The following is a 12621-nucleotide window of genomic DNA, read 5'->3' as shown; positions in this document are numbered from 1 at the left end:
GAGCATCCGTAACGTGACCGTCAAACAGGCTTACCTGGCCGAGCTGGCCGCCAAAGGCTACCAAAGCGACCCCGCCCAGCTGCGTGCAGTGGATGCCCTGCAGCGCTGTGCTGACGAGTGGGCCCAGTACAAGGCACGACGCTCCAACGCGATCAAGAAGCTGATCAACCGCCCGGAGATTCCGCGGGGCGTCTACATGTACGGCGGCGTGGGGCGGGGCAAGAGCTTTTTGATGGAGTGCTTTTTTGATGCTGTGCCCCTGAAGCGCAAGGTGCGCCTGCACTTTCACGAATTCATGCGTGAAGTACATCGCGAACTTGCAGCCCTTCAGGGCACGGTCAATCCGCTGGACGTTTTGGGCGAGCGCATCGCCAAACGCTACAAGCTCATTTGTTTTGATGAGTTCCATGTGGCGGACATCACGGACGCGATGATCCTGCATCGGTTGCTGGTGGCGTTGTTCGACAACGGCGTCGGCTTTGTGACCACTTCCAATTTCAAGCCTGACGACCTTTACCCCGGTGGCTTGCATCGCGACCGCATCCTGCCGGCGATTGACCTGCTCAATGAGCGGCTCGAAGTGGTCAACGTGGACAACGGCACAGACTACCGCCGCCGGACGCTGGAGCATGTGAAGCTGTATCACACGCCGCTGGGCTCGGAAGCGGACGCCGAGATGAACCAGGCGTTCGATCAACTGGCCGAAGTGCATGACGAAGACCCGGTGCTGCATATCGAGGCGCGCGAGATCCGGGCCCGTCGCAAGGCCGGGGGCGTGGTGTGGTTCGACTTCAAGACCCTGTGTGGTGGCCCTCGGTCGCAAAACGACTACCTGGAAATTGCGACGCAGTTCCACACGGTGTTGCTGTCCGATGTCCCCTATATGCCAGTGAGCATGGCGTCGCCTGCGCGGCGGTTTACCTGGCTGGTGGATGTGTTGTACGACCGCCGAGTCAAGCTCATTCTGTCGGCAGCGGTGCCGCCTGAGCAGCTGTACACCGAAGGGCCTCTGGCTCACGAGTTTCCTCGCACCGTGTCCCGTCTCAACGAGATGCAGTCCAAGGAGTTTCTGGCGCTGGAGCGTCGCACTGTGGATACGGGGCTGACATGAGCAGATCCGATAGGCGGTGGGTTGCGCTTTCGTGGGTGCTGGCCGCCGTCATGGCGCCCGTGGTGGTGGCTTCTGCAAGGGCAGCAACCGCACCAGAAGAAGAGTCCGTGTCCGCGCCTTCGGCGGCCGCCGCGCACCGCAAGGCAGAGCATGGCCGCATAGCGCACGAACGCGAGGCACTGACAGCTCGGCGCCAGCAAGAAGAGGCCGTGTGCTACCAGCGCTTTGCGGTGGAAGATTGCTTGCGCGGCGTGCGTGCGAAGGTGCGGGAGGCGCAAGACCGATTGCGCGCGCAGGAAATTGAGCTCAATGATGCAGAGCGCCGTGAGAAGGCGGCGCTGCGTCTGCGGGTCATCGAAGAAAAGCAGGCGACCGTGCTGCCAGCAGGCAAACGCGCCGATGCGCAGGTCCGCAAACCAGCCGCCGACCCGGATGCTGCCAAGGTGCAGCGGGATCAGGACGCACACCAGCGCGCGCAGCAACAAAACAGCCGTGCACAGACCCAGGCCAATGAACAGGCCGCCCGCGCCACCGCGACAGCCGACCGCGCTGCCCAGTCGCGCGCCAAACATGCCCAGGCGCTGCAAGCTGCCGAGGAACGCCGTGCACGGGTCGAAAAATCTCAAGCCGATGCGCTGGCCCAAGGCCGCAAACCTTCGGCGCCCTTGCCAGTACCTGCGGCCTCTGCGCCGCTGCACTGAGCCATTGAGAACCGCTGGGCCGGGCGATGAAAGGCCCAATGGTTGTCTGTAGGGTGGGTCTATCTACTGGTTGCCCGATGGACCTCCGCGCACCCATCGGCGCTCCCGATGGGTGAGGGTGACCTAACCCTCAGGGTCGGCCCATATCCAGCGGTGTCAGGCGTGCAATCTTCTTCTCTTCGGCCAGCGCCTCGATTTTGACGACGACGAGGGACAAGTTGTCGCCGCCTCCGCGCGCCCGCGAGCGGGCCTTTTCAATCAAAAATTCCGTGGCTTCGCGGGGCGACAGCGAATCGACTACCGACGCCAGTTCGGTGGGAGAAAAGTAGTGCCATACCCCGTCGCTGCAGGCCAGCAAGACATCGCCCGGTTGCAGCTGCGGAATGATGTGGGTGGTAATGGGCGGGTCGCTCTCGGTGCCAAGGCAGCCGACCAGAATGTTGGAGTGAGGATGGTTGTTGGCCTCAGCCTCTGTCAGCTCACCCCGGTCCACCAGCGCTTGCACGTAGGAGTGGTCGCTGGTGCGAAACGCGAGTCGGGGACCTTGAAAGTGGTAGATGCGCGAGTCGCCTGCATGGACCCAATGGCAGTCGCCTCGGGGGTTGATGAGAAATGCGGCGATGGTGCTGTGCGGTTCCTGCTCTGCCGAAATCGCCGTCAGTCGAATGACGATGTGGGCCTCTTCCACCATGTTCTTGAGCATTGCCACCGGGTCATCGGTGTCGGGGGAATAGCGTTCGAACAATTGCCGTGCCGTCATCATGACCTGGTCCGAGGCCTTGCGCCCCCCGCTGCGGCCACCCATTCCGTCGGCGACCACCCCCAGAACACAGCCGTTGTGCCGTTCGTGAGAGATCAGTGCCACCTGGTCTTGCTGGTATTCGCGGTCACCCTTGTGGATGCCGGTGGAGGCGATGAGGCGAAACGCTTTGGTCATGCTGCAGATTGTGGGGGCGCCTACGCGAACGCCTGTCGTGGAAAGCGGGCCAAGCGCGTATTATCCGCCCGCCTGTGGCATTTTTGCCATGTCTGCGGCCTCCTGCCTTGAAACCCAGCCTGCACTCCCCCCACCGTCAGTTGATCGAGCTACGCATGGAGCATGCCGATCTTGACGCGTTGATCGACCGGTGTACGCCCGACGTGGCGCCTGACGAACTCACCCTGCGTCGACTCAAAAAGCGCCGTCTCGTGCTGCGCGACGCGCTTGAGCGGCTTGAGCAGCAGCTGCAACCCCAAGAGCCTGCCTGATGTCGCTGGTGGCCATGGTGCCGGAGGTCTTTGCCCCCGATGGCGTACTGGCTCGGGCAGATGGGCATTTTCAACCGCGTGATGGCCAGACCCAGATGGCCGTTGCAGTGGCGCACACCATTGCCGAGGGTGGGGCACTGGTGGTGGAAGCGGGCACGGGAGTGGGCAAGACCTATGCGTATCTGGTTCCGGCCTTGCTGAGTGGCGAGCGGGTGCTTTTGTCCACGGCGACCAAGGCCTTGCAAGACCAGCTGTTTGCGCGAGATCTGCCTCGCTTGGCGCAGATCCTGGGGCTGCCCGTCCGCATGGCCCTGCTCAAGGGGCGCGCCAGTTACTTGTGCCTGCATCGCATGGAGCAGGCGCGCCTGGATGTCCAGGCTCAGGACCGTGGAGTGGTGCGTGTGCTGGCCAAGGTGGAAGACTGGTCGCGCCATACCGTGTCGGGCGATCTGGCGGAGCTGACAGGACTGGATGAACGCTCCCCCGTGATTCCGCTGGTCACTTCGACGCGTGAGAATTGCCTGGGCTCACCGTGCCCCCGGTTTCGCGAATGCCACGTCCATCGTGCGCGGCGCGAGGCGCTGGCGGCCGATATCGTGGTCATCAATCACCATCTGTTCTTTGCTGATGTGGCGGTGCGCGAATCGGGCATGGCCGAGTTGTTGCCCACGGTGCGTGTGGTGGTCTTCGACGAGGCCCACCAGATCAATGAGACAGGCGTGCAGTTTTTAGGTGCGCAGATTTCCACGGGTCAATGGACGGACTTTGCCCGTGACCTGCTGATGGCCGGGTTGCAACATGCGCGGGGTCTGGCTGACTGGGCAGGTATTGCGCAGCGTGTGGAGTTGTCTGCGCGGGACCTGCGTCTGGCGGTGGGCGTGGTAGCGGTCAATGGCGGGGGCAGCGTGTCAGGGGGGAGCAGGCTGCGCTGGACAGACGAGATACCCGAGGGGGTATCAGGCTCTGCGTGGCAGGCCGCGCTGCGCGCTGTGGCATCTGCGTGTGCGCAGGCCCTGGGGGCACTGGACACCGTGAGCGAAATGGCACCTGATCTGGAGCGCCTGTACGAGCGCGGTAACGCACTGTTGGCCAGGATGGCGCGGTTTTCGGGCCCTTGCCAGGCCGATGGAGTTCGCTGGCTGGATGTGGGCAGCCAGTTGCGCTTGATCGAGTCCCCGCTGGACATTGCTGATGCCATGCGCACACGGATTCTGGCGTCGCCCGCAGAGGCCTCGCAGGGAGATGCCTGGCCCGAGGACACTTCCGCAGGCGTTGGTCGGGCGTGGATTTTTACCTCGGCCACCCTGGGTGACGATGAAGCTTTGACCTGGTTCACCGAACGTTCCGGGCTGCAGGATGTGCGCATCCTGCGCGTGACCAGCCCATTTGATTACGCTCGGCAGGCTGCACTCTATGTGCCGCGCGAGTTGCCGTCGCCTGCCGACCCGTCCCACAGCCGCAGCGTGGCTGATTGGGTTGCCTCTGCCGCCGAGCCATTGGCGGGGCGTACGCTGGTGCTCACGACCACATTGAAGGCCTTGCGCACCATCGGTGATGCGCTCAAAGCGCGGTGGCAAGGTTCGGGTGCACTGGAAGTGCTGGTGCAGGGCGACTGGCCCAAGCGGCGCCTGATGGAGCGTTTTCGCGAGGGGGCGTCGCACGGCCGCCCGGGCTGTGTGCTGGTGGCGTCGGCCTCGTTCTGGGAGGGTTTTGATGTGCCGGGCGATGCTCTGCAGCTGGTGGTGATCGACAAGCTGCCGTTTCCGCCGCCGGGAGATCCCCTGGTGGAGGCACGTACGCAGCGCATCGAAAAGGCGGGGGGCAAAGCGTTCAAGTCCTATGCACTGCCGGAGGCGGCGGTAGCGCTCAAGCAAGGTGCGGGCCGCTTGATCCGGCATGAAACGGACCGGGGCATTCTGGTGGTGGGCGACACGCGCCTTGTCACCATGGGTTATGGCAAGCGCTTGCTGGCCGCTTTGCCACCGATGCGGCGGCTGGAATCGCCTGAGGCGTTTGAGGCTGCGCTGCTGGCGCTCACCAGACCTTCCACCATGGATCCGACTTGCCCTTGACGCCGCCACTCAGATAGGCGCTTTGCGGGTAGGACTTGTCCATCACGCGGCGCGCATCGTCCCGCAGCTGGGTCATCCCCAAGGCGTCGTACGACTGGATCAAGATGTACAGCGCCTCTTCGAGCGCGGGAACACCTTGGTAGTCGGCCAATGCCACTTGCGCACGGCCAATGGCGGCCACGTAGGCGCCGCGCTCAAAGTAGTACCGTGCCACATGTACTTCGTATTGGGCCAGCGAATTGACGATGTAGGTCATGCGTTGGCGAGAGTCCTGCGCATAGCGGGATTCGGGAAAGCGTGTGACCAATTCACTGAACGCTTCAAACGAGTCCTTGGCGGCCTTCTGGTCGCGCTCGGACAGATCCTGGCGTGAGATGAACGAGAAAAGGCCCAGGTTATCGTTGAAGTTGACCAGGCCCTTCAGGTACAGCGCATAGTCCAGTGCAGGGCTGGCGGGGTGCAGCTTCATGAAGCGGTCCAGCGTCGCGACGGCCTGTGCCTTTTCGCCCGCCTTGTAGTGGGCATAGGCTTTGTCGATCTGGGCTTGCTGGGCCAGTGGGGTACCTGCTGCACGGCCCTCCAGCTTTTCCAGCAGCGGAACGGCCTTGTCATAGGCCCCGCTGTTCATTTCGTCCTGGGCTTCGGAGTGGATGCGATTGGGGCTCCAGCCCGCCGTTTTATCGACCGTGGTGCTGGAGCAGCCAGCCAGCAGACCGGCCAGCAGCAAGGCGGAAACAAGGGGCAGTGGGGCACGCAGCATCGCAAGCAGCTTTCAGCAAAGAAGGAAAAAGGTGCGCAAGAAGGGGCTCAGGGGCTCTGCAGCGGGGGTGTGCGCCTGACGCACTCGACACGGCAGCCCTCACTGTCATTCTGGGCACGAAAAAGCATTGTACTGGGGCGCCCGCGGTCTGACGGTACAGCGGCCCGGGCAGTCACAGGTGGGCCGCCGGGGTTTCTACAATGCCTGCATGTTTGTTCATTTGCGCCTGCACACCGAGTTCTCCGTCGTTGACGGTACCAATCGTATCGATGAGGTGGCCAAAGCCGCTGCCAAGGACGGCCAGCCTGCGCTGGCCATCACCGATCTCAACAATCTCTTTGGCGCGATCAAGTTTTACAAGGAGGCCCGAGGCAAGGGGGTCAAGCCCATCTTGGGCGCCGAGATCTTTGTTGAAGGCGAGGCGGGTGCTGCTCCCTCACGTCTGATTGTTCTGGTGCAAAACCGCCAAGGTTATTTGAACCTGTCGGAACTGCTGGCCCGGGCCTGGACCCGTAACGTCGCCAAAAACCTCGCGCTGAGCACCTGGACCTGGCTGGAGGAGCTGTCGGAGGGCTTGATCGCCCTGTCTGGCGCCCAGGCGGGCCCAGTGGGTCAGGCGCTGATGAAGGGGGACGAGTCGGGTGCGGCCGATATCGCGCTGCGTTTGGCGGGCATTTTTCCGCACCGGTTCTATGTTGAGCTGCAAAGGGCCGGCCGAGGCGACGACGAAGCCCATGTGGTGGCCGCAGCGCAGCTCGCAGCCCGGCTGAACCTGCCGGTGGTGGCAACCCACCCTGTGCAGTTTGCCGAGCCTGATGATTACGAGGCGCACGAGGCGCGCATCTGTATCGCCGAGGGGGAAATCCTGGCCAACCCGCGCCGGGTGCGCAAGTTCACTCGCGACCAGTATTTCAAGTCTTCCGCCGAGATGGAGGCCTTGTTTGCCGATCTGCCATCGGCCATCGCCAATACGGTCGAGATTGCGCAGCGCTGCAATCTGACCCTGGTGCTTGGCAAGCCGCAGTTGCCGGATTTTCCGACGCCCAACGGCATGCCCATCGACGAGTATTTCCGCTATGCCTCTTTCGAGGGGCTAGAGGATCGCCTGAAACACCTCTTTCCTCGCGAGGCCGAGCGCGAAAGCCAGCGTCCACGGTATGTGGAGCGTCTGGAGTTCGAGCTGGGCACCATTCTCAAGATGGGGTTTCCTGGCTACTTCCTGATCGTGGGTGACTTTATTCAGTGGGCCAAGCTGAACGGCTGCCCGGTGGGGCCGGGTCGTGGGTCGGGCGCCGGCTCGCTGGTTGCGTATGCGTTGAAGATCACCGATCTGGACCCGTTGCAATACAACCTGCTGTTCGAGCGCTTCCTGAACCCAGAACGGGTATCGATGCCCGACTTCGACATCGATTTCTGCCAGTCCAACCGCGACCGGGTGATTGACTACGTCAAGGAAAAGTACGGCAAGAATGCCGTGAGCCAGATCGCCACCTTCGGCACCATGGCCGCCAAGGCCGCGATCCGCGATGTCGGCCGGGTGATGGACATGAGCTACACCTTCTGTGATGGCATCTCCAAGCTCGTGCCTGGCAAGCCTGGCATGTCCTACACCCTGGCCTACCCACCCGAGGTGAAAAAGGAAGGCGACAAGAACAACTACGCGCTGGAACTGGAGCCCATGCTCTACGAGCGTGTGCGCAAGGAAGAAGACGTCAAGACCGTCATCGAGATGGCGCAGAAGCTTGAAGGCATGACACGCAACATCGGCATGCATGCCGGGGGTGTATTGATTGCGCCGGGCAAGCTCACCGATTTTTGTCCGCTCTACCAGCAGCCGGGCAGCGAGTCTGCCGTGAGCCAGTATGACAAGGACGACGTGGAAGCCATCGGCTTGGTGAAGTTCGACTTCTTGGGCTTGGCCACGCTCACCATCCTGGAGATTGCGCGCGAGTTCATCATCCAGCGCCACAAGGGGCAGGAGAACTTTGCGTTCGAGAACATACCGCTCGACGATGGGCCCACCTACCGGCTGTTCTCCGAGGGCAAGACGGAGGCCGTGTTCCAGTTTGAAAGCCGCGGCATGCAGGGCATGTTGAAAGAGGCGCGTCCAAGCCGGCTGGAGGACTTGATTGCCCTGAATGCGTTGTACCGGCCAGGGCCCATGGACCTGATCCCCAGCTTTGTGAATCGCAAGCATGGCAAGGAAGTGGTGGAGTACCCCCACCCGCTGGTCGAACCCGTGTTGGCTGAGACCTACGGGATCATGGTGTACCAGGAGCAGGTGATGCAGACCGCCCAGGTACTGGGCGGCTACAGCTTGGGTGGCGCAGACATGCTGCGGCGCGCCATGGGCAAGAAGAAGGCCGAGGAGATGGCCGAACACCGCGCCATCTTCCGCAAGGGGGCGGCAGAAAAGGGCATCAGCCAGGAAAAAGCCGACGAAGTGTTCGACTTGATGGAGAAGTTCGCGGGCTATGGCTTCAACAAGTCGCACGCTGCTGCTTACTCTTTGCTGGCTTACCACACTGGTTGGCTCAAGGTGCACTACACGGCCGAGTTCTTCTGCGCCAACATGACCGTGGAAATGGATGACACCGACAAGCTCAAGGTGTTGTTCGAAGACGCGCAAAAGATGGGTCTGTCGTTCGAGCCGCCGGATGTGAACCGGGGCTTCTATCGGTTCGAGCCGGTCACCGACAAGATCATCCGATATGGCCTAGGGGCTGTGAAGGGTACGGGTCAGCAGGCGATTGAAGCCATCGTCGCCGCCCGGGAAGGGCGTGGCGAAGGGCCGCAGGGATCCACCACGGGGCCTTTCAAGAGCCTGTTTGATTTTTGTGTGCGTGTGGACAAGGCCCGCATGAACAAGCGCACAGTGGAAGCGCTGATCAAAGCGGGCGCCTTTGATTCCATCCACCTCAACCGGGCGGCCCTGGTGGCCTCCATTGATCGGGCCTTCGACTTTGCCGCCGCCACGCTGGCCAATGTGAACCAGGGTGGTTTGTTCGACATGATGGGCGATGACGCCCATGGCTCGAGCACCCAGGAGCCGGATCTGGTGGACGCAACCCCTTGGGGCATCAAGGAGCGGCTCACGCTCGAAAAAACCGCCGTGGGGTTCTACCTGTCCGGTCACCTGTTCGACGAGGTGGCCACCGAGGTGCGCCGTTTTGTGCGCACGCAGATTGATGAACTGCTCGACAGCCGCGAGCCCCAGGTGCTGGCCGGCATCATCAGCGACTTTCGTGTCATCAACGGGCAGCGCGGCCGGTTGGGTCTGTTCAAGCTGGATGACAAGTCTGCCGTGATCGAGGCTTCTGCCGATGAGGCATTGCTGAACACCTACCGCAATCAGCTCAAGGAGGACGAGTTTGTGGTGATGATGGGGCGGCTGCAGCTGGACCACTTCAGCGGAGGCTTGCGTGTGAAGGTGCAGCAGGTGTGGGACCTGGCGGGAGCGCGTTGCCGGTTTGGCAAATACCTGCATGTAGCGGTGGCCGACAAGGCGCCAGACGTGCCGCGCCTGGTGCGCGAATTTCCGCCGTTGCGTGAAGAAATCGCCGAAGGAGAACTGGTGCACGGACTGCGCGTGCGCATGGGCGTGCGTTGCCTGTCAGATGACGCGGTCGCAGTGGCGGAGTTGCAACTGGGCGAGAACGCACGTTTTTACCCCAGCGATGCCGCTCTGGCCGCATGGACGGCGCAGGTAGGTGCAGGCGCTGCCACTGTGGTCTACGAGTGATGGATTGCCCGGCGCAAGTTTCTGTACGCCATGGGTTGAAAAATACCTGTTCAACAACCAGCTTCTCCAGCAGCAGCCTCCCGTGCGGGTCGCTAGAATGATTTTCATGGCAACAAAACCACCTTCACCCCCCACCGCGCCGCCGGCGACAAGGCCTGCGCGGGATGATGGCGGTTCGGTCGTGCTCGAGAGGCGCACCCAAAAGACCCAGCCGCCACAGATGTATCAGGTGGTTATGCTCAACGACGACTACACCCCCATGGAGTTTGTCATCGTGGTGCTGCAGGAATTCTTCAGCAAAGACCGCGAAACGGCCACCCAGATCATGTTGAAGATCCACCTTGACGGTAAAGGCGTTTGCGGCGTTTATTCGCGCGACGTTGCCGCCACCAAGGTAGAACAAGTGCTTGACGCCGCCCTCAAAGCGGGCCACCCACTGCAATGTGTCAGTGAGCCTGTTGAATAACAGGTTTTTGATCCCGATCTACAGTTATCCCTTCCACGCAAGCACAAAGGAGTTCACATGATTGCCCAGGAACTGGAAGTCAGCTTGCACATGGCCTTTGTTGAGGCCCGCCAGCAGCGCCACGAGTTCATCACCGTGGAGCATCTGTTGCTTGCATTGCTCGATAACCCCAGCGCAGCGGAGGTGCTGCGCGCATGTTCGGCCAACATTGATGATCTGCGTTCATCATTGGCCAACTTCATTAAAGACAATACCCCCCAGGTTGCAGGATCTGACGAGGTGGACACGCAACCCACACTGGGATTCCAGCGCGTGATCCAGCGCGCGATCATGCACGTGCAATCCACGGGCAACGGCAAGAAAGAGGTCACGGGCGCCAACGTGCTTGTGGCCATCTTTGGCGAGAAGGATTCGCACGCCGTGTACTACCTGCACCAGCAGGGCGTCACGCGCCTCGACGTGGTCAACTTCATCGCCCACGGCATCAAGAAAGGTGAGCCCCCAGAACCCGCGAAGGCCGAAAACCAGGCTGAAGGCGAAGAGGGCGGTGGCGGCGAGCGCAACGAAAAGGCGTCGCCTCTCGAGCAGTTCACCCAGAACCTGAACCAGGCTGCCAAGGACGGCAAGATTGATCCGCTGATCGGGCGCCACTACGAAGTAGAGCGCACGATCCAGATCCTGTGCCGTCGCCGCAAGAACAACCCGCTGTTGGTGGGTGAAGCTGGCGTGGGCAAGACGGCGATTGCCGAAGGTCTGGCTTGGCGCATCACCCAGAACGACGTGCCCGAGATCCTGGCCGAGGCCACGGTGTATTCGCTCGACATGGGCGCGCTGCTGGCGGGTACCAAGTACCGGGGTGATTTCGAGCAGCGCCTCAAGGGCGTGCTCAAGTCCCTCAAGGACAAGCCCAATGCCATCCTTTTCATCGACGAGATCCACACCCTGATCGGTGCAGGCGCTGCGTCAGGTGGCACGCTGGACGCGTCCAACCTGCTCAAGCCGGCGCTTTCCAGCGGGCAGCTCAAATGCATTGGCGCGACCACATTCACGGAATACCGCGGCATTTTTGAGAAGGATGCTGCCCTGTCCCGCCGCTTCCAGAAGGTGGACGTGGTCGAGCCGAGCGTGGCTGAAACCATCGATATCCTCAAGGGCCTGAAGTCGCGTTTTGAAGAGCACCACAGCGTCAAGTACGCTGCGGCTGCCCTGCAGGCGGCTGCTGAGCTGAGTGCCAAGTACATCAACGACCGTCACCTGCCTGACAAGGCCATCGACGTGATCGATGAGGCCGGCGCCGCCCAGCGCATCATGGTGCCGAGCAAGCGCAAGAAGACCATTGGCAAGGCCGAGATCGAAGAAATCGTGGCCAAGATAGCGCGCATTCCGCCTGCCAATGTCTCCAACGACGACCGCGGCAAGCTGCAGACGCTGGAACGCGATCTCAAGAGCGTGGTGTTTGGCCAAGACAAGGCTCTGGAAGTGCTTGCCAGTTCGGTGAAGATGGCGCGCTCGGGCCTGGGCAAGGGCGACAAGCCGATCGGTTCGTTCCTGTTCAGCGGCCCCACGGGCGTCGGCAAGACCGAAGCCGCCAAGCAGCTCGCCTATATCATGGGCATCGAGCTGATCCGCTTCGACATGTCTGAGTACATGGAGCGCCATGCGGTCAGCCGTCTGATTGGCGCGCCGCCCGGCTATGTGGGCTTTGACCAGGGCGGCCTGCTGACCGAAGCCATCACGAAGAAGCCGCACGCGGTGCTGCTGCTCGACGAGATCGAGAAGGCGCATCCGGACATCTTCAATGTGCTGCTGCAGGTCATGGACCATGGCACGCTGACGGACAACAACGGCCGAAAGGCTGACTTCCGCAACGTGCTCATCATCATGACCACAAATGCTGGCGCCGAGACCATGAACAAGGCGACGATCGGCTTCACCAACCCGCGGCAGGCGGGCGACGAAATGGGCGATATCAAGCGCCTGTTCACGCCCGAGTTCCGCAACCGGCTGGACGCCATCGTCAACTTCAAGGCGCTCGACGAGCAGATCATCCTGCGCGTGGTGGACAAGTTCCTGCTGCAGCTGGAGACCCAACTGGCCGAGAAGAAGGTGGAGGTCACCTTTACCGACACGCTGCGCAAGCACCTGGCCAAGAAGGGCTTCGATCCACTCATGGGTGCGCGCCCGATGCAGCGCTTGATCCAGGACACCATCCGCCGCGCATTGGCCGACGAACTGCTGTTTGGTCGCCTCACCGAAGGGGGCCGCCTGACAGTGGATATCGAAATGAAGAAGGACGACAAGGGCGTGGAAACATCCGAGGTGCTGCTCGACATTCAGCCCTTGCCCAAAAAAGAGCGCTCTGCCAAGTCGGAACCTGCTGAGCCCGAAGAGGCCACCGCAGACTGATCTTCGCTTCGCTGCAAGGCAGCAAGAAGCCCACGGTGAAAGCCGTGGGCTTTTTTATTGGCGACGGTCATGCGGCGGGGCATCACTGGGGCATGAGGGGTACTCCATGAGACTG

The 12621-nt window shown here is 61.9% G+C and carries 9 protein-coding genes; 7 read left to right on the top strand and 2 right to left on the bottom strand.

Translation table 11 applies throughout. From position 1 onward, the window contains the following. The first annotated feature begins 13 nt into the window (after positions 1-13). A complete protein-coding gene (gene zapE, locus ASD94_RS16735) occupies positions 14-1111 on the top strand; it encodes a cell division protein ZapE (protein ID WP_056645203.1) in 1098 nt (365 codons plus the stop codon). 107 nt (positions 1112-1218) lie between these two features. Then, entirely contained in the window at positions 1219-1812 is a 594-nt protein-coding gene (locus ASD94_RS16730) for a hypothetical protein (protein ID WP_235510694.1), read from the top strand. A gap of 130 nt (positions 1813-1942) precedes the next feature. On the opposite strand, the gene ASD94_RS16725 is transcribed toward ASD94_RS16730, so the two are convergent. Further along, positions 1943-2749 carry a PP2C family serine/threonine-protein phosphatase gene (locus ASD94_RS16725; RefSeq protein WP_056645199.1) on the bottom strand — a complete coding sequence of 269 codons (807 nt, stop codon included), beginning with the start codon at positions 2747-2749 and terminating at the stop codon, positions 1943-1945. 107 nt (positions 2750-2856) lie between these two features. Between ASD94_RS16725 and ASD94_RS23345 the strand changes: the two genes are divergently transcribed. After that, positions 2857-3060: a YdcH family protein gene (locus ASD94_RS23345; protein ID WP_108625403.1), complete on the top strand. Its 204-nt coding sequence runs from the start codon at positions 2857-2859 to the stop codon at positions 3058-3060. Next, the gene (locus ASD94_RS16720) at positions 3060-5132 is read left to right on the top strand and encodes an ATP-dependent DNA helicase (RefSeq protein ID WP_056645197.1); all 2073 of its coding nucleotides are present in this window, start codon (positions 3060-3062) and stop codon (positions 5130-5132) included. The genes ASD94_RS23345 and ASD94_RS16720 overlap by 1 nt, the downstream gene beginning before the upstream one ends. On the opposite strand, the gene ASD94_RS16715 is transcribed toward ASD94_RS16720, so the two are convergent. Next, on the bottom strand, positions 5095-5892 hold the full coding sequence (locus ASD94_RS16715; protein WP_056645196.1) for an outer membrane protein assembly factor BamD: 798 nt from the start codon (positions 5890-5892) through the stop codon (positions 5095-5097). The two genes, ASD94_RS16720 and ASD94_RS16715, sit on opposite strands and share 38 nt — an antisense overlap. 208 nt (positions 5893-6100) lie before the next feature. Here ASD94_RS16715 and dnaE point away from each other — a divergent pair, with 208 nt between their 5' ends. From dnaE to clpA, 3 genes are all read left to right on the top strand, one after another. Then, entirely contained in the window at positions 6101-9634 is a 3534-nt protein-coding gene (gene dnaE / locus ASD94_RS16710) for a DNA polymerase III subunit alpha (protein ID WP_056645944.1), read from the top strand. Between the two features lie 97 nt (positions 9635-9731). Further along, positions 9732-10100 carry an ATP-dependent Clp protease adapter ClpS gene (clpS, locus tag ASD94_RS16705; RefSeq protein WP_056645192.1) on the top strand — a complete coding sequence of 123 codons (369 nt, stop codon included), beginning with the start codon at positions 9732-9734 and terminating at the stop codon, positions 10098-10100. 57 nt (positions 10101-10157) lie between these two features. Continuing rightward, the gene (gene clpA / locus ASD94_RS16700) at positions 10158-12506 is read left to right on the top strand and encodes an ATP-dependent Clp protease ATP-binding subunit ClpA (RefSeq protein WP_056645190.1); all 2349 of its coding nucleotides are present in this window, start codon (positions 10158-10160) and stop codon (positions 12504-12506) included. Positions 12507-12621: the final 115 nt, after the last annotated feature.

The organism is Acidovorax sp. Root70 (assembly GCF_001428225.1).
In the GTDB taxonomy this organism is placed as follows: Bacteria; Pseudomonadota; Gammaproteobacteria; order Burkholderiales; family Burkholderiaceae_C; genus Acidovorax.
The sequence above is the reverse complement of the archived record's forward strand: the minus strand, read 5'-3'. Positions and strand labels throughout refer to the sequence as shown.